Origin of the sequence: Methylomonas koyamae (assembly GCF_019669905.1) — a bacterium.
GTDB lineage: Bacteria > Pseudomonadota > Gammaproteobacteria > Methylococcales > Methylomonadaceae > Methylomonas > Methylomonas koyamae.
In genome coordinates, this window is sequence record NZ_AP019777.1 from 1,539,405 (window position 1) to 1,560,186 (window position 20,782).

Below are 20,782 nucleotides of genomic sequence, written 5' to 3' on the forward strand. Positions count from 1 at the left end.
ACCTGCCGGAAGCCGCCGGCAAGTCTGGGGCAAGGGATGGATGAAGTGCGGCCCCGTGCCGCGGCTTATTCCTTGATATCGAGCTCCTTGATTTTGCGGGTCAGCGTGTTGCGGCCGTAGCCCAATAGCAAGGCGGCCTCGTGTTTACGGCCATGGGTATGGTTCAACGCGGCTTCGATCAATAGGGTTTCGACCGACGGAATCGCGTGTTTGGCGATGTCGACTTTGCCGGACGTTAGCTGCTGCTTGATCCAGGTCTTGAATTGGCTTTCCCAATCGCCGCTGCCGGATTCGCTAGTAGCCGTTTCGGCGTGGCTGTGGCTCAACTCGGGAGGCAGGTCTTCGATATGGATTTCGCGCCCGGATGCCATTACCGTCAGCCAACGGCAAATGTTTTCCAACTGGCGCACGTTGCCCGGCCAGCGCAAGGTGCTGAGGAAGGCCTCGGTATCGGGTTTTAACACCTTGATTTCGGTGTTCAATTCTTTCGCGCTTTGGTACAGGTAATGCCGCATCAGCAAACCGATGTCCTGCCGCCGCTCGCGCAACGGCGGAATATGGATGCGGATCACGTTCAAGCGGTGAAATAAATCTTCCCTGAACCGGCCTTGGGCGACCAGCGCCTCCAAATCCTGGTGAGTGGCGGCAATGATGCGGACGTTGACCTTGACCGAAGTATGCGCGCCGACCGGATAAAATTCATTGTCCGCCAGCACCCGCAATAATCGGGTTTGCAATTCGGCCGGCATGTCGCCGATTTCGTCCAGAAACAGCGTGCCGTTGTTGGCTTGTTCGAAGCGGCCGATGCGGCGGGCTTGGGCGCCGGTAAACGCGCCTTTTTCATGGCCGAACAGTTCGGACTCCATCAAATCTTTCGGAATCGCCGCCATGTTCAATGCAATGAAAGGCTGGTCGGCGCGCGGGCTATGCCGGTGCAGAGCTTTCGCCACCAGTTCCTTGCCGGTGCCGGATTCGCCGTTGATCAGGACGGTAATGTGGGAACGGGCCAGGCGGCCGATGGCGCGAAACACTTCTTGCATCGCCGGTGCTTCGCCGATGATTTCCGGCGTCTCCTGCACCCGGTCCTGTTCCTGGGCGCTATCGCTGTGGCGTTGCCGGCTGTGGGCGCAGGCGCGCTGTACCGTTTCGACGACTTCGGTGACATCGAACGGTTTGGGCAGGTATTCGAAAGCGCCGCCGTGAAATGCCGAAACTGCGCTCTCCAAGTCCGAGTGCGCGGTCATAACGATGACCGGCAGCTCGGGATAACTGTTTTGTATGTTGCGCAGCAATTCGAAACCGTCCATGCCCGGCATGCGGATGTCGGTAATTAGCACGTGCGGCAAACCCTGGGGCAGCGATTTTAACAATTCGCCGGCATTGGAGAAGCTCTGGGTACTGGCTCCGGCTTTCTGCAGGGCTTTTTCAAGTACCCAGCGGATGGATTTGTCATCATCGACAATCCAGACCTTGTCAGGAATTTGCATGATTTTTCTCCAAAGGTAGGTAGATGGAAAACACGGTGTGGCCGGGTTCGCTTTCGCATTCGATCAGGCCGTTATGCTGGTTGATCAAGGATTGCGCGATCGACAGGCCCAGCCCGGTTCCTTCGGCGCGGCCGGTGATCATCGGGTAAAAAATTTGTCCCATCAGCTCGGGTTTGATGCCGGGGCCATTGTCGATGATGTCTATTTTTACCGTCAGCCGGTAACGTTTGCGGCCTATCGTCATATGCCGTTGCACCCGTGTTTTGATCGTAATCCGGCCGTCGTTCTGCAAGGCCTGCACCGCATTGCGGACGATGTTCAACAACGCCTGAATCAATTGGTTTTTGTCGGCGAAAATCTCCGGAATACTCGGATCGTAGTTGGTTTGCAGTACGATGCCTTTGGTCGATTCCGCCGCCACCAGATGGCGGACGCGTTCCAGCACTTCGTGAATATTCAGCAAGCTTTTATTGGCCGGCTTGTTCGGGCCCAGCATTTTGTCCATCAGATCCTGCAAACGGTCGGACTCGGCGATGATGATTTGGGTGTATTCCTTCAGTTCCGGGTCTTGCAATTCCAAATCCAGCAATTGCGCCGCACCGCGGAGGCCGCCGAGCGGATTCTTGATTTCATGGGCCAAACCGCGCACCAGCATCCGGCTGGTGTTTTGCTGGGCCAGCAATTGCTCTTCCTTGGTAATACGCAAATGCCGGTCCACCTGTTGCAGCTCTATCAATATCTCGCTGAGTTCACCCTCTTCCAGCAACGGCGTTGCGCTCAGATTCACGGTAATCGACTGGTTGAGCCGCTCTAGGATCAGTTCTCTATCGACCAGAGGCTCCAGCATATACAAGCGCGGCAGTAATTCATTAAATAGACTGTTGTGTGCGGTTTTGAATAATTTGTGCGCGGTATGGCCAAGCAAATGCTTGGCGCTGTCCGCCAACAGCATCTCGCCCGCCGGGTTAATGTAGATCAGCCGCAAATCCTTATCGAATAGCAGGATTGCTTCGTTTAAGTGGTCGAGTATTTTTTTGTGCACTGGAAACGGATATCCTTAAAAGTCCTGACCAATTAAAGCAATATGTACGCCAACGCTCTGAATCTTAAGCCTGGCGCGCCTTTTCAGGTAAAGTGCTCGATGAGCCTGCTATTTTAGTGCATATGCTGGAGCAATAGCACCATAATGGTGCGCTCAGCTGGTGCTTGCCGATTCGTCTAGCACCGGCTCGTCGGTGCGGCGGAAATTTTTTTGGGCAGATACTGGACCGCTCAGGGTTCGGCAAACATCAGCTCGATGCAGGTTTAGGCCGAGCGCCGATTGGCCTTGTCGGTCTTGTTCTTAGGGCTGCGTGCGATAGGGTTAATCGAGGTGCGGCAGGAGCGGCATCCTCCATTAGATTGTTCGTTTGTTTGGAATCAGGGCAGGTAGTCGATGGTCAGTGGCGCGTGGTCGCTGAAACGCTGTTGCTTGTAGATTTGCGCGGCCGTCGCTTTGCCGCCGATTCCCGGTGTGGCGATTTGGTAATCGATGCGCCATCCCACATTCTTGGCCCAAGCCTGGCCGCGGTTGCTCCACCAAGTGTAACAGTCGTCGGTGGCCTCGGGATGCAAATAACGGTAAGTGTCCACCCAGCCCAATTCGTCCAGCACCCGCGTCATCCAGGCCCGTTCTTCCGGCAAAAAGCCGGAATTCTTTTGATTGCCGCGCCAGTTTTTCAGATCGGCCGGCCGATGCGCAATATTCCAGTCGCCGCAAACCACAACCTCGCGGCCGCTGCCGATTAGCTCTGCCAAATGCGGGAAAAATCGCTCCATCACGCTGAATTTGATCGCCTGGCGTTCTTCGCCGCTGGACCCGGACGGCAGGTACAGCGAGACGATAGACAAGTTGCCGACCCGGATCTCCAAATAACGGCCTTCGCTGTCGATATCGGCGTATCCCAGGCCTTCGATAACGGCATCGGCCGGCGTTTTGCTATAAATGCCGACGCCGCTGTAGCCTTTTTTCTCGGCGTAATGGAAGTAGCCGTGCAGGCCGTCCGGATTCAGCATCTGGGCAGTTAGGTCGGCGGCTTGAGCTTTCAGTTCCTGCAGGCAAACGAAATCGGCATTCTGGTTGCTAAGCCATTGGTAAAAACCTTTATTAGCTGCGGAACGGATGCCGTTCAGGTTGGCGGAAATAATGCGGAGCATGGCAGTTTGGGGATGGGGGCGGCGAGAGGCATAAAAAACCCCGCGAAGCCTTGAAGCTTGCGGGGTTCTGGGAAGGTGCGGGACTGTGTGGAACAGCCCTACAACTTACAGGCTGTAGTACATGTCCAACTCAACCGGGTGAGTGCTCATGCGCAGGCGGGTAACATCCTGTTTTTTCAGCTCGATGTAGCCGTCGATCACGTCGTCGGTGAATACACCGCCGCGGGTCAAGAACTCGCGGTCTTTGTCCAGTGCATCCAGCGCTTCGTCCAGAGAGAACGCGACTTGTGGGATGGCTTTTTCTTCTTCCGGTGGCAGATCGTACAAATCTTTGTCCATCGCATCGCCCGGATGGATTTTGTTTTGGATGCCGTCCAAGCCCGCCATCAGCATTGCGGAGAATGCCAGATATGGGTTAGCGGTTGAGTCCGGGAAACGCACTTCGATACGGCGGCCTTTCGGATTGTTGACGTAAGGAATGCGGATGGAGGCAGAGCGGTTACGCGCTGAGTATGCCAGCATCACAGGCGCTTCGAAGCCGGGAACCAGACGTTTGTAGCTGTTGGTTGAGGCGTTGGTGATTGCGTTCAGGGCTTTGGCGTGTTTGATGATGCCGCCGATGTAGTACAGCGCGGTTTCTGACAGGCCGCCGTACAGATTGCCGGTGAACAGGTTGACGCCGCCTTTAGCCAGAGATTGGTGGACGTGCATGCCGCTGCCGTTGTCGCCTACCAGCGGTTTAGGCATGAAAGTCGCGGTTTTACCGTAAGCATGGGCGATGTTGGCGATGACGTATTTCAGTTCCAATACTTCGTCGGCTTTTTTAACCAAAGTGTTGAATTTAGAACCGATTTCGCATTGGCCGGCGGTCGCCACTTCGTGGTGGTGAACTTCGACGGTTTGACCCATTTCTTCCAGAACCAAGCACATCGCGGAGCGCATGTCCTGGAAGGAATCGACTGGCGGGACGGGGAAGTAACCGCCTTTAATGCCTGGACGGTGGCCGATGTTGCCGTTTTCGTAGACTTTTTCCGAGTTCCAGCCGGCTTCTTCGGAGTCGATTTGGTATGAGCAGCCGCCCATGCCGGCGCTCCAGCGCACGTCGTCGAAAATGAAGAATTCGTTTTCCGGTCCGAACAACGCGGTGTCGGCGATACCGGTGGATTGCATGTAAGCTTCGGCGCGTTTGGCGATAGAGCGCGGGTCGCGAACATAGCCTTGCATGTCTTTCGGTTCGATGATGTCGCAGCGCAAGATCAGGGTTTTATCGTCGAAAAACGGATCGATTTTGGCGGTGCTGGGGTCCGGCATCAGAATCATGTCGGATTCGTTAATGTGTTTCCAACCGGCGATCGACGAACCGTCGAACATGTTGCCTTCTTCGAAGGTGTCTTCGTCGATGGTATGCGCAGGGAAGGTGACGTGTTGTTCCTTGCCGCGGGTATCGCAGAAGCGGAAATCGACGAATTTGACGTCGTTTTCTTGGATGAGTTTAAGAACGTGATCTACTGACATCGGCCAAAATCTCCTAGTGGATGGTTATTGTTTTAGGGTTAAAAACACCGGCAGTTACGATAGCATCAATTGCTAGCAAGGGCCAGAAAAATCAAAGCTTCCAGGGTGCCTAACCCACCCTGGAAGCGCGTTAAAACCCGCCTGTCCGGCTTAGAAAGTCACGACCACGTCTGCGGTAAACAGGAACTGGCTTTGGCGGGTGCCGTTGTCGAACGCTCTGGCGCCATCAGTGATGTCGTAGCGAACGTTCGGACGCAAGTTCAACCACTTGGCAGGTTTATAGCTGACGCCGGCGGTAATGCCGTAGTAGCTGGAGGTCAGGTCGTTGTCGGCCGTGTAGGCGCTCCATGCTGCGGTATCGCAGGCATAGTTGCCGTTGATGGTGCCTTGTTCCGCGGTTTGCGCGGCAAAGCAGCGGCCGGGGCCGCCGACTCTCAGGCCGTTGTGGTCTCTGAACCACTCGGCACGCAGGCCGGCCGAGAATTTATCCGTCACATCGTAAATCAGGTATTGGTTCAGGCCGTACCACTCGCCGGTTACTCCCGCGGTCGGCGCGTTTTCGGCGAAACCGTGGTCGTGTTGCATGATGAAATGCAATTTATCGGTAAAGTTGTGTTTGCCGACCACGCTGTACATGGCCCAGGACGAATTATTGCCTTCCGCAGTCTTGCCGGCGGTGGACGTCACTGCCAAAGAGGTTCCGGCATCGTCGCTGGTCCAGGTCACGCCACCCAGGAACGACCAGTTGCCGAGTTGGCGGTCCCAGTTACCGTCCCAGCCGCCGCTATTGCTGCCGGTGACTGCGCCGGCCGAGACGCTCCAATTCGGGTTGAAGGCGTAGCTTGCCAATACCCCGGTGTGGGTGAACGGCTCGCCGTATTGCATGGTGTACGGTTTGGTAATGAAGAAGTTGTCCGGTGCGGTGACGACTTCGTAGCCGATGATGGTGTAGAAGTGGCCGATTTTGACGTCGATGCCGTTACCGATAGGCAGGTTGAGTTCGGCGTAAGCCTGCGGCAGAGCCAAGCCGTAGAAGCGTTCGCCATGCCCGCTCAGATTCAGGTCCCAACTGCCTCTGTCGATATCCGCCCACGACGTGCCGTAGGCTTGGGTGAAAATTGCATCGGTACCGTACATGATGTCGAAACGTCCGCCGATATCGAAGGCGTCGCCGCTGACGTTGACGGCTTTTTGCAGATAAAGGTAAAGCTGATTCAGTTGCAATTCGCCGGTACGGTCGTTGAAGGTGACGGGGCCGTTGAAGCCGTCGCCGTTACTGTTCATGTTTGCAGAAACGCTGGAATTCAACCATCCGCCCAACTTCAGATTGTGGTCCTGCATGAATTTGGTTTCGTTGGGGTCGATGCCAGCCGCGCCCAACAAGCCTGAAGCCTGGCTCCAGGTCTCGGCGACGGCGCTGCCGCAGCACAGCGCGATGACCGCCGCCAACGAGCCGCGAGTGCCAAGCGTGAGTGATGGAAAGACTTTTTTCATAGGTTTACCTCTTGGTGTGTGACTACTGCATAAAAGTTAGCATTTTTGGGGCCAATTTTATTTTTGGCACAAATCAATAAGATACGTGCGGCATATCCGATTTTTTTGATCCTAAACGGTGCGATTTTGCCTTGTCGATCCATTTTGGTGCAGTTCCCGTTCGTGCAGGCAAATCAATCAGATGAGACCACTTAGCAACGATGTTTGACTTGGAGTATCAAGATCTGATTCGCAGTGGTGCGCCGCCTCAGCGAATGCACCATTGAGGTGCGAATCTATCTCGTTTCCGAAGCGTAATCCTTACAACCGCTTATAAATCATGGGTATAAATAGTGGCATGCATCATGCTTTGTCGGTTTCGGGATTTTACTAACTCAAGCAACGAGGTGTTTAACTATGAAACTGATCACAGCGGTGGTTAAGCCGTTCAAGCTGGACGATGTGCGCGAGGCGCTGTCGGATATCGGCGTGTCGGGCGTAACGGTGACCGAGGTTAAGGGTTTCGGCAGGCAGAAAGGCCATACCGAACTGTATCGCGGCGCCGAATACGTCGTCGATTTTTTACCTAAGGCCAAAATCGAAGTGGCGGTTGCGGACGCGCTGCTCGACCAGGCCGTCGAAGCCATAGTCAAGGTTGCCAATACCGGCAAAATCGGCGACGGCAAGATTTTTGTCACCGATTTGGAACAGGTGGTTCGAATCAGAACCGGCGAATCCGGCGAAGAAGCTCTTTAACATCAAGATGGGGAAACAAACAATGAGATATTTATCAAGCATGGCGCTACTGGCGCTGTTCGGGCTTTCTGGTGCAGCGTGGGCTCAAGAAGTGGCGGCGCCCGCGGTACAGGCCACCGTCAATAAAGGCGATACCGCCTGGATGATAGTGGCGACCGTATTGGTTGCGTTAATGGTGATACCGGGACTGGCCTTGTTCTACGGCGGTATGGTGCGGGCGAAAAACATGCTGTCGATCTTGATGCAAGTATTCGTGATTTTCTCGTTGACGGCGATACTGTGGGCGACCTACGGCTACAGCGTCGCCTTCACCGAGGGCAACGCTTTCTTCGGCGGCTTCAGTAAGGCTTTTCTCAGCGGCATTACGCCGGATTCGATGGCGGGAACTTTCAGCAAAGGCATTTACGTTCCCGAATACATCTATATCGCCTTTCAGCTGACTTTCTCGGCAATCACTCCGGCACTGATCATCGGTGCGTTTGCCGAGCGGGTTAAGTTCTCCGCGGTATTGCTGTTCACCGTGTTGTGGTTCAGTTTCTGCTATCTGCCGATGGCGCACATGGTCTGGTTCTGGGCCGGTCCGGATGCTTACACCGATGCCGCCGCCGCCGAAACCGCCGGTGCCACCGCCGGCTTCCTGTTCCAAAAAGGCGCGTTGGATTTTGCCGGCGGCACCGTGGTGCACATTAACGCCGGTATCGCCGGCCTGGTCGGTTGCTTGATGATCGGTAAACGCATCGGCTACGGCAAAGAATTCATCGCACCGCACAGCGTTACGATGAACATGATCGGCGCTTCTTTGCTGTGGATCGGCTGGTTCGGTTTCAATGCCGGTTCCAACTTGGAAGCCAACGGCCTGGCGGCGATGGTATTTTTGAACACCTTGTTGGCCGCCGCCGCCGCGACGCTGGCCTGGATGGCTGCGGAATGGCTGGTGCGCGGTAAACCGAGCATGCTGGGCGCGACTTCCGGTGCGATCGCCGGTCTGGTGGCGATTACCCCCGCCTGCGGTTGGGCCGGGCCGATGGGTTCGATTGCGTTGGGCCTGGTGGTCGGCGCCGTATGCTTCTGGTCGGTTACCTATCTGAAACATGCGTTGAACTACGACGATTCTTTGGACGCGTTCGGCGTTCACGGTATCGGCGGCATTATCGGTGCGCTGGGTACTGCCGTCGTGGCTAGCCCGGCCCTGGGCGGTGCCGGCGTGTGGGATTACGTCACCAACGCTACCGCTCCGGACTACAGCATACTGACCCAACTCGGTAGCCAAGCCTGGGGTGTCGGTGTGGCCATCGTTTGGTCCGGCGTCGTATCGTTCATTGCTTTCAAAATTGCCGACGTGGCACTGGGTCTGCGCGTCAGCGAAGCGACCGAACGCGAAGGTCTGGACGTCACCGAACACGGCGAGACCGCTTACCACGTGTAACGCATAGACGCCGCGGTGCCGGAGCATTAACGGGCGAGCTTCTCGCAGGCTGCCCGTCAACCCGGCACCGGTTTCGCGGCAGAGCTGCACCGAGCTAAATTGTGAGATGCAGCGGAATTATTTATCATGGACGGCAACTGTCACGAAACAGCTGGTTAACCATTCGAATATTGGGGATAGCATGAAACTTATTACAGCAATCATTAAACCGTTCAAATTGGACGACGTCAGAGAGGCCTTGTCCGAAATCGGCGTGGCCGGAGTCACGGCGACCGAAGTCAAAGGTTTCGGCCGGCAAAAAGGCCATACCGAACTGTATCGCGGGGCCGAGTATGTGGTGGACTTTCTGCCGAAAGTCAAATTGGAGATCGCCGTCGCGGAGCAGATCGTCGACCAAGCCGTGGAAACCATCGTCAAAGCCGCCAATACCGGCAAAATCGGCGACGGCAAAATCTTCGTCACCAATTTGGAGCAAATCATTCGGATCAGAACCGGCGAGACCGGGGAAGACGCGATTTGATCGACCGATAACACAATAAGATCGGGCGTAAGATCGGCAAAAATCGCCCTGGTCTGCGGGTAAAACGCAGACCAGGGCGATTTTGTTGTTTATAGCCCGTCAAAAAACAACACAACCATTTCGTGATAGACCATGACAACAATTATAAGAGCGTTGACGCTCATCGCCTTCACCTGGGCCATACCCGTTTCGGCTTCCGCCGATGAGTTAAACCAAGCCAATACCGCTTGGGTGCTAACTTCGACCGCATTGGTATTATTCATGACCATTCCCGGCCTGTCGCTGTTTTACGGCGGTCTGGTCAGGAGTAAAAACGTGCTGTCGGTATTGATGCAATGTTTTTCGATCACCTGTTTGGTATCCCTGCTTTGGCTGGCCGGCGTCTACAGCTTTGTCTTCGCCGACGGCAGCGACTGGCAACCGTGGTTGGGCGGCGCGTCCAAGCTATTTCTGCCGGACATGGGGATCGGCAACTTGACCGGCGACATTCCGGAAACCGTGTTTTTCATGTTCCAGATGACGTTCGCGATTATCACGCCGGCCTTGATCGTCGGCGCCTTTGCCGAGCGGATGAAATTTTCGGCCATGCTCTGGTTTAGCGGATTGTGGCTGGTATTCGTTTACATGCCGATCTGCCACTGGATCTGGGGTAACGGCTGGTTGGCGGCGCTGGGTGCCAAGGATTTTGCCGGCGGTATCGTGATCCACGTCAACGCCGGCGTTGCCTCGTTGGTGGCCGCGTTGGTGCTGGGCCGGCGCAAAGGCTTCCCGAGCGTGGCGATGCCGCCGCACAACATGACGATGGTCGTGACCGGCGCCGGCATGCTCTGGTTCGGCTGGTTCGGCTTCAACGGCGGCAGCGCCCTGAAAGCGGACGGCTCGGCCGGTATGGCCATCGCGGTAACCCATATCGCCGCTGCGGCCGGCTCGTTGACCTGGATGGCCATCGAATGGCTGCGTTTCGGCAAGCCCAGCGTGCTGGGTATCGTCACCGGCATGGTGGCCGGATTGGGCACCATCACGCCGGCCTCCGGTTTCGTCGGCCCGATCGGCGGATTGGCGATCGGTGTGGTGGCTGGCGGGGTTTGCTTTTATGCCACCCAATTCGTCAAACGCCGTCTGAAAATCGACGATTCGTTGGACGTGTTTCCGGTCCACGGCGTCGGCGGCTGCGTCGGTTCTATTTTGACCGGGGTATTCGCGGCCGAGAGTTTCGGCGGTCTGGGTTTGAACGGCGTCAGCATCGGCCACCAGGTGGCGGTCCAAGCCCTGGCGGTATTGGTAACCGCGGCCTGGAGCGCCGTTTTCAGTTACGGCCTGTTGAAAACGCTGGATCTGCTGATCGGCTTGCGCGTTACGGAAGACGAGGAACAGCAAGGCCTGGATATCGTGCTGCACGAGGAGACCGGCTACCACAATCTGTAAACTGCGGCATTGCGGGTTAAAATAGCCGGCTGATTCAAACCAGCGGGGTGTGCAAACATCCCGCTACCGACATTTTAAGCCGAGACCACCATGCCAATCACACTCCAAGCCTTGGAACCCATCATTCGCGCCGCCGGCAGCGTGGCGATGAATTATTTCAACGATCTGCCCAATCTGGCCGTCAATAAAAAAAGCGCGCGCGATCTAGTCACCGACGCCGACGTTGCCGTCGAAAACTATCTGAAACAAGCGTTGACCGAACGATGCCCGGAATACGGTTTTTGGGGCGAGGAGAGCGGCCAGACCGCCAACCAAAGCAGCCGTTGGATCGTCGACCCGATCGACGGTACCCATTCTTTTTCCAAAGGCCAATATTATTGGGGCATCAGCGTGGCGCTGGAAATCGACGGCGAACTGGTCATGGGCGTGGTCTACGGCCCGGCCTTGGACGATTACTATTGCGCCGAGAAAGGCAAGGGCGCCTGGAAAAACGGCCAATCGATCCGCGTCTCCGACGAAACCGACCTCGGTGCCAGCATGGTCTCGACCGGCTTTGCCTGTTTGCGCCAATATTTAACCGACAACAACCTGGCCCGTTTCGCCCGCATCGCTCAAGCCACCACCGGCCAACGCCGCTTGGGCTCGGCGGCATTGGACTTGTGCACCGTCGCCGACGGCCAAGTCGATGCATTTTGGGAGCAGGAACTGAATTTGTACGACGTTGCCGGCGGCGCTTTGGTGGTGATGGAAGCCGGCGGCACGCTGACCGATTTCGCCGGCAATCCCGGCGTCTTCCCCAAACAAATCCTGGCCACCAACGGCAAATTGCTGGATCAGATCTTGCCGTTGATGTGAGCCGGCGCGGTGGCGGCGCGCCGACCGTTGCGTCGGTTTATCGGCGATAACCGGTCCGATCAAGTTTCGTCCCGGTCCGAACCGCTTTCGGTTTGCGCCAGAAATCGCTCGCAAGCCATCAGCATTTCTTGCTGAGCAGTCTCTAAGCCGAAATCCCGGTAGCGTTGCTGCTCCGGCCACTCGGCCAGTGCGGCACTGAGAAAAGCGTGCGGCGACCAGGGTTGTTGTTTCAGAATCGCCAGATCGCTGCGTAACAGGCGGTCGTCGCCGGCAGTGAGGCCTTCCGGGAAGAAGAAGGCCAACACGGCATCGTCGTCGTTCAACCAAGCTTGCAACGCCAGCCATGATTGTCGATCCTGGCGCTCCAGCGGTATCCCGCGCTCGTCGAACAAACCCAGGCTGCGCGGTAACGGCTCGCCGGGGATCAAACCGCGGCGGCGGACCAAGTCCGGGTTCTCGGCTTGTTCGGTAAACCAGTCGTGGGCGGCGTAACGGTGGCTGAACAATTCAAACGCCGAAATAAAAGTGATTTCGATATCTTCAGGAACGTCCGTAACTTTCAATTTTTCATCGCAACGCTGTAATAGGATTCTCAAATGCGAAGGCATTACGGAATGTGTTATTAGTTGCTCAGGCAAGCGCGAGAAAAAGGTTGGCTGCGAACCACCAGCTATCCGCGACCGTAGCATCGATCTGAAATGTGAATGTCGCGAATGTGAGTGTTCGAGGCGCCGTAACCACCTAATTAGAATCCACGCTGCTGTCGATTCGGATCGGAATTGAGAGAATAACTCTGATCTTTCCGCCTTAAGTTTTGGCAATGGTGAGCATTCACTGACTAATAGCACTTGATATAGGCCCAACGATAACCGGCTCCGAATCGGTAAGTTATCAGTCGGGTTTATGGTGGATTGCACCGATGGCTGAGTAAACTCGGTTTCCCCTTGCAATAACCAAGCATCTGTAGGGATCAATGAACACAGGTGTTGCCATAAGTTGCCTTGCTTGGGCATAACTGTATCGAGCGTCGTACAAGTATTTGTTGGATAGGGGAATGCGATGTTGATGCCGTTATCCCGCCGTTGCCAGATTAACGATTCGGAATCGATTGCTGAAAGCAATGCGTCCTCAAGTGCAGAGTCCGCAAAAGGATTTTCAAAGTTTTCTTTTAACCCCCATCTCGTTAGAAGCAATAAACACAAAATACTGTAGAGCCGCGCAGCCAATGGATTCCGACACGTATCCCAATCAGGCTTCAACCAAGTTTGTTGAAATTTTTTTGTGATCTGGTCGGACCAGTTCAGATACGGTATGTCAAGTAATTTGGACTCTAACGATTGCCACTGCCGCTCGGGGTTTGAACATTCGGTTAATAGTTGTTTAACTTGATTTAAGCCAGTGTCAGTTAGCGTTTCACATGAGCTAAGCAAAAGGCCAATCCCCCAATTGGGATTGCACAAACAGATTATCAATAATGCCGGCAACCAAGCCCGTTGCTGTTCCGGCGTCAGCCCCAATTCCTTGCTGCAGACCGCTCTGACCAATAAGCCGGCTGCGCTTGCCTGATCTGGCGGCAACAATCCCAGCAATTCCAGATGGCCTTGATCTGTACGGCTTTTTTGCATGGTCAGCAACAACATGCCGACCTCGTCCCAGCCGGGTTGGCCCAGGCGTTGTACCAAATCCTCGCGAAACACGTCGGCAAAGCGGGTGCCGGCCAACCGGCGCTGGATATCTTCCGCGCACAGGTATTCCTGAAAGCTCAAATGGGCAAAGCAAATTTCGCCTTTGCGCGGTGAGATCAGTAAACCGGCGGGGTGCAGGTAGTAATCCAGCAATTGGCCGGCGTCTTCGGCGGGGACGCCGCCCAGACTGGCGCGCCCTAGCAGGTAATCCGCAACAAAGCTCTCCAGGTCGGCTCGTTGCCAAACGATCCGGCGCCGGTCGGGATGTGTGCCGGCTTCGGCATTTTCCGATCCCATCACTTGGCTTTGGTAGGCAATCCGGGCCAACACCCGGCGCTTTTCCTGCACCGGCCAGTCTTTTAGCTGATGGCCCTGGGTATCGAGGCGGTTTTTGCGTTGGCGGTGGCGGTCCTGGCGGTTCAGGTATAGATCGACGATGGCTTCGTACAAATCCGCCCGGCCGTGCGGCATTTCGTTGCGGGTGCAGTGGACCAGAGCCATCAGCGTTAAAAATATCGGGCGTCGTGCCAACGTCAACAGATAATTGCGCTGCGGATCTTTAAGTGCCTCCAGAAAGTGGGCGCTGCCTTCGGCGCGTTTGATTGCCCATTCCGGCCGCAAGCGGTACCAACTGTCGATGAAATTTTCGATTTGCGGCCAGGCCAACGGTAATAAGTGGTAAAGGCAGTCTTTGGTTAAGTTGATGCCAACCGTTTCGCGCCGGGTTTTAGCCCACCGAATTTTTCCGATATTGTCCGCTTCCTTCGATACCAAATAAGGGATATCCAGGCCGTCGAAGCCGCTCGGGCGGCCTGTGACGACCACCCGGTGGCCGCCATGGTTGTGCGCGGCGATTGCCATATCCAGCAGGGCTTGGCGCAGGTCGGGGCCGCCGGTTTCGTCGAGACCGTCGAGCAACAACAACAACGGGAAAGCGTCGCCTTCGGCGGAGAAACTGGCGCGCAGCCGGGCAATGTCCAGGTTGTCGCTCTGTGCCGCCTGCCGCTGCAGGTTGCGCCACCAAGCTTCCATCAATTCCTCGAGACTGTGGATGCCGTCGATGCCGGCAATGTCGCGCAGAACGATGGGAATAGGCGCTATGCCGCGTTGCCCTTGCAGCGTTGTGCGCAGCCGGCTCGGATGGCTGCCGCATAGCTCGCCGACCAAGGCTTTGGTCAGCGTGGTTTTGCCGCTGCCGGGGAGACCGGACAGGCAAACGAACGAACTTTCCGCAACCAAATCGAACGCATCCTCGCCCCTGAGCCGGTCCGGGGTTTCCAATTCGACGACTTTTTCCGGCGGCGCCATGTTGGTTTCCGAACGGTTCTTACGGCTGACCCGCATCGGCACGAAGATTTGGCGCAAACTGATCGGTTCCGGCTCGTCGGTTATTTCCGCAAGTTCTGCATTACCGTAATGCTTGTTGAGCCAACGAAAATAGCCGGCTCTGGCCTGCATTCTGGCGTTTTGTTCGGCGGGGCTATTGAAATCGGCCATGGCTTAGTCGGTATCGGTGATTTGCAAATACATGGCAGGCAGGCTTTCGTTGGGAGAAACATTCTGCTTCATCCACTCGACGAAATATTGGTCGGAGCGGCGCCGGTCCAGGCGCTCCAGGGCCTTGTCCACCGCGGCATCGAGGGATTGGCTGCGATGCAGTTTCATGTCTTTGGCATCGTCGTGTTTCAACACGTGGGCGAAGGAGCGGGAAAATATTTCGCGGGTTAGACGTAATTCGTCCGTGCTTAAACTTTTGGAGTCTATGTCCACCGGATCGGTGCTATCGGTGAATACGCGAAGCAGCAGTTGCAACAACACCGGCTCGCGTTCCAGCAGGCGCCATACCGGGCGATGGTTGACTCGCAAGTACTGGAACATGACCAGACGCCGGCAGTTCTCGGCTTCCTTCATGGCCTTGCAGCGCAGCATCTGCCAGTTGATGCAGAGACTGTTCAAAAAGTTTTTCACTTTGCGCGGATTGGGTTCCAGCAGAGCTTCGATATCGTTTGCCAAGGCTTCCCTTGCGTCGGCGGGAAAGCCGTGGCTTTCCAGTTGTTGTAGGATCAACGCCCGCACCTGTTTGGGTTGCGGTTGCGGCACCGGAAGCGTGGCCTGAAACAGTTTTTCCAGATACTCGCGGTTGTTGTCGTCGCTGCGGCCTTGCCAGTGGCGTTTCAACGCGTCGCCGACCGCGACGTCGTCAACTCCCAAAATAAATACGCAGCGGCTGGTGCCCAGGTAGAGCTTGATCGCTTCCAATAAGGCCACCACAGCTTTCTCCTCGCAGCGGTCCAAGTCGTCGATAAAGACGATCAGGCGGGCTTGGTTGTTGAGTTTTCGAGTGTTTAACTCGGCGAGGTCGTCCAATAGATTCTCTACCGCGTCTTCGAACAATAGATGGAAGCGTTGGCCGTCGCTCGGTTTAGCCAGGTTTTCCGAATTGTTCTCATTCCAGGCCTTGCGCACGTTTTCGCTAACGCCGACGGCGGCTTTGACGGGTTTACCGCTGGTAAAACTGATCGCGGCGTCGATGACGTACTCTATCAGAGTCAAAGCGGCCAATCCGCCTTGCCGGTTGAGTTGTCCGCCTTGTTCCAACAATCTGCGCTTGACACCATACTGGGCGCGTATTTCCTGCAACAACGGAATCAACGGGTTGTCGGCTTGTTGGTGCTGCCACGGCGAATACCAGATGCTTAAACTTTGATCCGCCGTCTCATGCAATGCGTCAGTCCAATTCAGAGCCCGATTTTTTTCGCCATTTAACCGATGGTTCAGACTATTAAGTTGTTCCAGCGATTCTTGGGTCAGCTCTGATTTATCCTGGCCTAATCTGAGGTTCTGGCTGATCGGTTTGCCGCCCAGTGTTGCAAAAGCCCGTCGCATCAGACTGGTTTTGCCGCAACCCCATTTGCCGGTAATCCCGATGGTGAAAGGCGATTGACTTCCAGGCTCATGCGCGCCAGTTCGTCGCCGGCCCTCCCCAGTCCCAGTTGGTCTTGTTGCACCCATTGGTCGTTGATATAGGTCGCTGGCATTGCCTTTCCCGGTGGTTTTGGATTGGCCCAATTGTATACAGAATTCTGGGTTTGCCGCAGAGGTTGCCGGAAGACAGCGGCCAAGTGGTTAGTCGGGGAATAGAGAAATCGGTGGAGCAGTCCGGATTTGCCGTTACAAATCCTTCAGTCCAGCGCAGGCACTATGCGGTCGTGGTCGGTAATCGAAAAGGATGGGCGTTATCCGCACCCATCCCGAATAACGATTTAAGGCTAATCCCGCAACACCGCATTGCGCCGGTCGGATTGTTTCAGCACGCCGCCCAGTATCCACATCTGGTACATCGACACGGTCCACATGAAGGCGAAGGAAATGCCGAGACCGGCGCCGGCAATGATGACCAGCCAGGCAAAGTGCGGGTTTAGTTTGGTCAGCCACCACGAGGCGATGTCGACCAATAAAAACAAATAGGGCATGACAATGGCCGGATATTTGTATTTACACGGTACGCCGGTACTGAAGCTGAAGATCACGCCGACGAACATGAAAATGAAGCTGATGCCGAATAAATGAATGTGCGACAAGCGGGTCAGCGAGGCAAAGGTGGCGCCTTCGCTGGATTCGGAAGCCTTTTTCAAGGCTTCGAATTTGGAAAAGTCCGGCAGCGAACCGGCGTTGGCATTGTGGCAGATCACGCAGTTCTTTTCGACGATCGGTTTGATGTCGGCGTTGTATTTTGCTTCGTCGGCACCGTCGCGCACCCATTGGATAATCTTGAACCGCTCCTGGTCCGGCGCGTTCATTTTCATCGATCCGTTGAGTTTGGATTCCAACACCGAACCGGAGCGGTCGCCGTAGTAGCTGTAGACGATATCGTCCAGCGACAAACCGAATTTGCCGTCGGCCATGCCGTGGGTAAATAAAATCTGGGTCAGCGCCATCAGGTAGCCGGCGCCGATCGTGACCAGGTAGCCAGTGAACAACAATTTGATACTAGTGCCGAAGCTGATCAGGTTTGCGCCCTTGTAGGCATACTTAACGGGAATATTGGAATCGGTGGACATAAGCTATCCGGTCGCTGAATTGGCGGAGCGGGCGTAAACGGGCGGCCGCAATGTCGCGGCCGCCCGGCGCCCGGTTATTTATTGACGTTTTGGTAAAAGAAGCCCAACTCGTTGATTTCGTCTTCGCTAAGCGCTTCGGCGATTAAACGCATCCGGCTGTAGATGTCGTTATGGCGACTGCCGGTTTTGAAGGCCTTCAAGGTAGTGACAAAATACTCGGCATTTTGGCCGGCCAGGGCCGGCGTATCCATTTCCTGGCCCTGGCCGTTACCGCCGTGGCACACTTCGCACGGCGGCAATATCCGGTCGTTGCTGCCTTGGGTTACCAGCTTTTCCGCCTGTTCGTAAACCATGGGGCTGCGCGACTTGAACGCCGGCGGCCGGCTGGAAAACCAAGCGGCCAAGTCGGCGGCGTCCTGCTTGCTCAACGATTTGGCCGGGCCGGACATCATCGGGTTGTCGCGGCTGCCGTCGGCGTAATCGCGCAATTGCTTGTACAGGTAGGTCGGCAACTGGCCGGCCAGCGACGGCGTACCGGGCATGGTGCTGATGCCGCTTTCGCCGTGGCAGCCCCCGCAGTTTTTGGCCAGCTCCTGGCCTTTCTGCGGATTGCCGGCTTTGACAAAATTCAGCTGGTCGGCCGTCCAGGCCACTTGCGACGAAGGTTGCGCCGCTAGTGCGGTCGGCAGCAGCAAGGCTGTAGTAAGTATCAGTTTTTTCATGATCAGACCCCCCATCTGCCTGAACCAAAGGTTTCCATCAAGAAGAATTGCAGAATCGGATAACCGAAGGCAATCAACATGAATACGGCGATGATGGCGTTCCACAAGCCAAAGCTGTTCAGATAGTTGGGTAGATCTTTCACGGCATGGATCGGTTCGGCGTACTCGATCTCGCCTTGATAGCTTTCCTGGCTAATCTGGGTTTTATACAAGATATAAACCAGCAAGCCGGCCGAGCCCAGCAGAATCAGGCCGCCGAATATCATCGTCACCTCGTACGGTTCCCATGACAGCGTCAGCAGGTTGTTGTAGTGCACGCTGTCGATCCGGCGCGGTTGGCCGAGCAGGCCTAAAATGTGCCAGGGCGTGGTCATGATGATCATGCCGATAAACCAGCTCCACAGTTGGGCGATTGCCAGCGACGGGCAGTACAACGGTTTGCCGCTCAACACCGGCCAGAAGTAATAGGCGATACCGAAATACATGATCACGGTAGTGCCGCCGAAGATCAGATGGAAATGGCCGGAAATCCAGGCGGTGTTATGCACCATCGCGTTCATCGCGTAACTGGCATTGATCAGGCCGCCGAAGCCGCCGAAGATCAACATCAACAGGCCCAGGATCAAGGCCAGCACCAGCGGGTTGCTCCACGGCAGCGCGGCGATCCAGCCGAACAGGCCTTTGCCGCCGTTCAGCCTGCCGGCGATTTCCAGCGAGGCAATCACGGTAAAGCCGGTGATGAAGGTCGGCAGCGTGACGACGAAGGTGCCGACCGCGTGCAGCAGTTTCCAGCCGTGGCCTTGTTCCGGGTCCATGTACAAATGGTGGAAGCCGATCGGCAAGCTGAACACCACCAACAGGATAAAGGCGGCGCGCGCCATCTCGTCGCTGAACAGGAAACCGCCGGCCTGTTTCGGTACCAGGCAGTAAAACGCGGTGTAGGACGGAATCAGCCAGAAGTAGACGATGGGGTGCAAGGTCCAGGCGAACAGCGTGCGAGCCAAGCCGGCGTCGATGGTATCGATCCAGCCCAACGCCCACGGAATCAATTGGAACAAGACTTCGGCGGCGACGCCGGCGCTGGTCCACAACCACAGAATGGCGTTGCCGGTGGTGGCGAACATCGCCAGCGGCACCGGCACGCCGGGATTGGCTTTTTTCCACTGCATGTACATCACGATCATCGACACGCACCAGAACCAGGAGCCGACCACTAGCAAGGTGGCGCCGATATAGAACAATGGATGCGCCTTCAACGGCGGGTAAAAGGTAAACAGTACCGAGGCCTGGCCGAACAGCAGTGGCAGCGCGGCCATGACCACGCCGGCCAGCGCCACGCCGAAACCGGTCCAAGCGAAGGTCTTATTCCACACCGGCAGTTTCAAGCTGCTGGTGGCGACGTAGTAACCGAAGCCCATGATGAAGAAGGTGGTCAACACAAAGCCCATCAGCACGCCGTGGGTACTGACCGACGCGTAATAGACCTCGCGCGACTCCAGAAAACCGAAGAAGCCGCTGCGTTCGATAACTTGATACAAGCCCATCACCGCGGCCAGCCCGAAGGCGCCGAACGCAACCCAGAAATGGGTTAGCGCCAATTTTTTCTCTACGCTGTTATCCATGGTTTGCTCCCCGTTGTTTGTTGAGCGCTTCCCATTGCGCTTTGCTGACCACCTTGATATTGCTCCACATATGCGCGTGGCCCATGCCGCAGTATTCGTTGCACAGCAGCGGATAATCGCCGGCGTGGTGCAGTTCAGTTTGGACCTGGGCGACGTAACCGGGCACGATCATCGTGCTCATGTTAGTCATCGGGATATGCACGCCGTGGATCACGTCCAGGCTGACCCAGCGGAAGGTGAGTTTGGTTTCCGCCGGCAGGGTCAAGGTTTTCGGATAAAAACCGTAGCGCCCGGCCACCATCCGCACCGTAACGCTGCCGTCCGGGTTGGTGCTGGCGCCGAGTTTATCTTCGGCAAATTCTTCCGACAGGTGCAGTTTCGCCGAATCGATGGTCTCGACGTTGCTCGGCGCGTGGATGCCGTGAAATAGGGCGGAGCCCAGAATCACCGCGACAAAAAAGCCGGCGATGCCCAAGGCGATGCCGGCCCATCTTTTTTCCAGTTGGTCGATATGCATGGTGTCCCCCTAACCGATATGGCCGCGAGGCAGGAATACCCCGTAATACATCAGCAACCAGGCGATCACCATGCCGCCGCCGACGATCAACATCAAGGCCCAGGTGCCGACCGGCGAGCTCTCCAGGATTTTTTTGCGTTCTTCTTCAGTCAGATTGTTCATATCCTTCCTTTCTTGTATGCGGTTGTGACAGGAATTGAGTTGGCAACCAACGGCATGAACAGCACAGGCTCCGTCATTCTTGCTGATGACTTAACCAGCCGATTGCTGGGGTTATCATACTCTCAAAGAATCGCCGGCTCAAAATCGGATAACTCAAGTTTTTTATATGGTTGTGGGGCTTTCTTACAGAGAGTTACGACTTGTGTCGGCCGGGCAGCGGATCGCAGTCTGATCCGGGTGGCGCTGTCGAGCAGCTGGTTGTCGCGCCACTTCCCCAGACAAACCCGGATTGCGGATATGCGGCCGGCAAGCGCCATGGCCGCCGGGAAGGGCCTGGGCAGTACAGTCCGGCCGTTTTTT

19 protein-coding genes are annotated in these 20,782 nt (G+C 56.0%); 5 read left to right on the forward strand and 14 right to left on the reverse strand.

What is annotated here, in order from left to right:
- Positions 1-65: 65 nt before the first annotated feature.
- The 5 genes from ntrC to MKFW12EY_RS07465 form a co-directional block, all read right to left on the reverse strand.
- Entirely contained in the window at positions 66-1,487 is a 1,422-nt protein-coding gene (gene ntrC / locus MKFW12EY_RS07445) for a nitrogen regulation protein NR(I) (RefSeq protein WP_054758512.1), read from the reverse strand.
- Positions 1,474-2,529, reverse strand: a complete 1,056-nt coding sequence (gene glnL, locus MKFW12EY_RS07450; RefSeq protein WP_054758514.1) for a nitrogen regulation protein NR(II) — start codon at positions 2,527-2,529, stop codon at positions 1,474-1,476. Before glnL ends, ntrC begins: the two co-directional genes overlap by 14 nt.
- A 377-nt stretch (positions 2,530-2,906) precedes the next feature.
- On the reverse strand, positions 2,907-3,683 hold the full coding sequence (locus MKFW12EY_RS07455; RefSeq protein ID WP_054758517.1) for an exodeoxyribonuclease III: 777 nt from the start codon (positions 3,681-3,683) through the stop codon (positions 2,907-2,909).
- A gap of 105 nt (positions 3,684-3,788) precedes the next feature.
- A complete protein-coding gene (gene glnA / locus MKFW12EY_RS07460; protein ID WP_221054278.1) occupies positions 3,789-5,198 on the reverse strand; it encodes a glutamate--ammonia ligase in 1,410 nt (469 codons plus the stop codon).
- Between the two features lie 150 nt (positions 5,199-5,348).
- Positions 5,349-6,692 (reverse strand): porin, encoded by a 1,344-nt coding sequence (locus MKFW12EY_RS07465; RefSeq protein ID WP_231879374.1) that lies wholly within the window; start codon positions 6,690-6,692, stop codon positions 5,349-5,351.
- 396 nt (positions 6,693-7,088) lie between these two features.
- Here MKFW12EY_RS07465 and MKFW12EY_RS07470 point away from each other — a divergent pair, with 396 nt between their 5' ends.
- From MKFW12EY_RS07470 to MKFW12EY_RS07480, 3 genes are all read left to right on the forward strand, one after another.
- Positions 7,089-7,427, forward strand: a complete 339-nt coding sequence (locus MKFW12EY_RS07470; RefSeq protein ID WP_054758519.1) for a P-II family nitrogen regulator — start codon at positions 7,089-7,091, stop codon at positions 7,425-7,427.
- A gap of 22 nt (positions 7,428-7,449) precedes the next feature.
- Positions 7,450-8,853 (forward strand): ammonium transporter, encoded by a 1,404-nt coding sequence (locus MKFW12EY_RS07475; RefSeq protein WP_064024926.1) that lies wholly within the window; start codon positions 7,450-7,452, stop codon positions 8,851-8,853.
- A gap of 181 nt (positions 8,854-9,034) precedes the next feature.
- Entirely contained in the window at positions 9,035-9,373 is a 339-nt protein-coding gene (locus tag MKFW12EY_RS07480) for a P-II family nitrogen regulator (protein ID WP_054758601.1), read from the forward strand.
- An 89-nt stretch (positions 9,374-9,462) separates the two neighbouring features.
- On the opposite strand, the gene MKFW12EY_RS22995 is transcribed toward MKFW12EY_RS07480, so the two are convergent.
- Entirely contained in the window at positions 9,463-9,636 is a 174-nt protein-coding gene (locus MKFW12EY_RS22995; RefSeq protein WP_231879379.1) for a hypothetical protein, read from the reverse strand.
- Between MKFW12EY_RS22995 and MKFW12EY_RS07485 the strand changes: the two genes are divergently transcribed.
- Positions 9,635-10,798, forward strand: coding sequence for an ammonium transporter (locus MKFW12EY_RS07485; RefSeq protein WP_375142696.1), 1,164 nt, complete (start codon positions 9,635-9,637; stop codon positions 10,796-10,798). The two genes, MKFW12EY_RS22995 and MKFW12EY_RS07485, sit on opposite strands and share 2 nt — an antisense overlap.
- Positions 10,799-10,888: 90 nt before the next feature.
- Positions 10,889-11,653 (forward strand): inositol monophosphatase family protein, encoded by a 765-nt coding sequence (locus MKFW12EY_RS07490; RefSeq protein WP_054758522.1) that lies wholly within the window; start codon positions 10,889-10,891, stop codon positions 11,651-11,653.
- Between the two features lie 59 nt (positions 11,654-11,712).
- On the opposite strand, the gene MKFW12EY_RS07495 is transcribed toward MKFW12EY_RS07490, so the two are convergent.
- From MKFW12EY_RS07495 to MKFW12EY_RS07525, 8 genes are all read right to left on the reverse strand, one after another.
- Positions 11,713-14,835, reverse strand: a complete 3,123-nt coding sequence (locus MKFW12EY_RS07495) for an NACHT domain-containing protein (protein WP_054758524.1) — start codon at positions 14,833-14,835, stop codon at positions 11,713-11,715.
- 3 nt (positions 14,836-14,838) lie between these two features.
- Entirely contained in the window at positions 14,839-16,224 is a 1,386-nt protein-coding gene (locus MKFW12EY_RS07500) for a KAP family P-loop NTPase fold protein (RefSeq protein WP_342394031.1), read from the reverse strand.
- Entirely contained in the window at positions 16,224-16,376 is a 153-nt protein-coding gene (locus MKFW12EY_RS23000) for a hypothetical protein (RefSeq protein ID WP_245006528.1), read from the reverse strand. The genes MKFW12EY_RS07500 and MKFW12EY_RS23000 overlap by 1 nt, the downstream gene beginning before the upstream one ends.
- A gap of 231 nt (positions 16,377-16,607) precedes the next feature.
- Positions 16,608-17,399 carry an elongation factor-1 alpha gene (locus MKFW12EY_RS07505; protein ID WP_221054280.1) on the reverse strand — a complete coding sequence of 264 codons (792 nt, stop codon included), beginning with the start codon at positions 17,397-17,399 and terminating at the stop codon, positions 16,608-16,610.
- Positions 17,400-17,473: 74 nt separating this feature from the next.
- Positions 17,474-18,121, reverse strand: a complete 648-nt coding sequence (locus tag MKFW12EY_RS07510; RefSeq protein ID WP_054758534.1) for a c-type cytochrome — start codon at positions 18,119-18,121, stop codon at positions 17,474-17,476.
- A 2-nt stretch (positions 18,122-18,123) separates the two neighbouring features.
- The gene (locus MKFW12EY_RS07515; protein ID WP_054758536.1) at positions 18,124-19,743 is read right to left on the reverse strand and encodes a b(o/a)3-type cytochrome-c oxidase subunit 1; all 1,620 of its coding nucleotides are present in this window, start codon (positions 19,741-19,743) and stop codon (positions 18,124-18,126) included.
- Positions 19,736-20,260, reverse strand: a complete 525-nt coding sequence (locus MKFW12EY_RS07520) for a cupredoxin domain-containing protein (protein ID WP_064024825.1) — start codon at positions 20,258-20,260, stop codon at positions 19,736-19,738. Before MKFW12EY_RS07520 ends, MKFW12EY_RS07515 begins: the two co-directional genes overlap by 8 nt.
- A 9-nt stretch (positions 20,261-20,269) precedes the next feature.
- Positions 20,270-20,422 (reverse strand): hypothetical protein, encoded by a 153-nt coding sequence (locus MKFW12EY_RS07525; protein WP_054758538.1) that lies wholly within the window; start codon positions 20,420-20,422, stop codon positions 20,270-20,272.
- Between the last annotated feature and the right edge of the window lie 360 nt (positions 20,423-20,782).

Coding starts and splice junctions, on each gene's coding strand:
- MKFW12EY_RS07485 (WP_375142696.1), top strand. CDS start 9,635: ATGACCATTCCCGGCCTGTCGCTGTTTTACGGCGGTCTGGTCAGGAGT.
- MKFW12EY_RS07510 (WP_054758534.1), bottom strand. CDS start 18,121: ATGAAAAAACTGATACTTACTACAGCCTTGCTGCTGCCGACCGCACTA.
- MKFW12EY_RS07490 (WP_054758522.1), top strand. CDS start 10,889: ATGCCAATCACACTCCAAGCCTTGGAACCCATCATTCGCGCCGCCGGC.
- MKFW12EY_RS07465 (WP_231879374.1), bottom strand. CDS start 6,692: ATGAAAAAAGTCTTTCCATCACTCACGCTTGGCACTCGCGGCTCGTTG.
- MKFW12EY_RS07505 (WP_221054280.1), bottom strand. CDS start 17,399: ATGTCCACCGATTCCAATATTCCCGTTAAGTATGCCTACAAGGGCGCA.
- MKFW12EY_RS07455 (WP_054758517.1), bottom strand. CDS start 3,683: ATGCTCCGCATTATTTCCGCCAACCTGAACGGCATCCGTTCCGCAGCT.
- glnA (WP_221054278.1), bottom strand. CDS start 5,198: ATGTCAGTAGATCACGTTCTTAAACTCATCCAAGAAAACGACGTCAAA.
- MKFW12EY_RS07480 (WP_054758601.1), top strand. CDS start 9,035: ATGAAACTTATTACAGCAATCATTAAACCGTTCAAATTGGACGACGTC.
- ntrC (WP_054758512.1), bottom strand. CDS start 1,487: ATGCAAATTCCTGACAAGGTCTGGATTGTCGATGATGACAAATCCATC.
- MKFW12EY_RS07500 (WP_342394031.1), bottom strand. CDS start 16,224: ATGCGACGGGCTTTTGCAACACTGGGCGGCAAACCGATCAGCCAGAAC.
- MKFW12EY_RS07475 (WP_064024926.1), top strand. CDS start 7,450: ATGAGATATTTATCAAGCATGGCGCTACTGGCGCTGTTCGGGCTTTCT.
- MKFW12EY_RS07470 (WP_054758519.1), top strand. CDS start 7,089: ATGAAACTGATCACAGCGGTGGTTAAGCCGTTCAAGCTGGACGATGTG.
- MKFW12EY_RS07495 (WP_054758524.1), bottom strand. CDS start 14,835: ATGGCCGATTTCAATAGCCCCGCCGAACAAAACGCCAGAATGCAGGCC.
- MKFW12EY_RS23000 (WP_245006528.1), bottom strand. CDS start 16,376: ATGCCAGCGACCTATATCAACGACCAATGGGTGCAACAAGACCAACTG.
- MKFW12EY_RS07520 (WP_064024825.1), bottom strand. CDS start 20,260: ATGCATATCGACCAACTGGAAAAAAGATGGGCCGGCATCGCCTTGGGC.
- MKFW12EY_RS07515 (WP_054758536.1), bottom strand. CDS start 19,743: ATGGATAACAGCGTAGAGAAAAAATTGGCGCTAACCCATTTCTGGGTT.
- MKFW12EY_RS22995 (WP_231879379.1), bottom strand. CDS start 9,636: ATGAATAATACCAATGCGGTCGAAGTTAGCACCCAAGCGGTATTGGCT.
- MKFW12EY_RS07525 (WP_054758538.1), bottom strand. CDS start 20,422: ATGAACAATCTGACTGAAGAAGAACGCAAAAAAATCCTGGAGAGCTCG.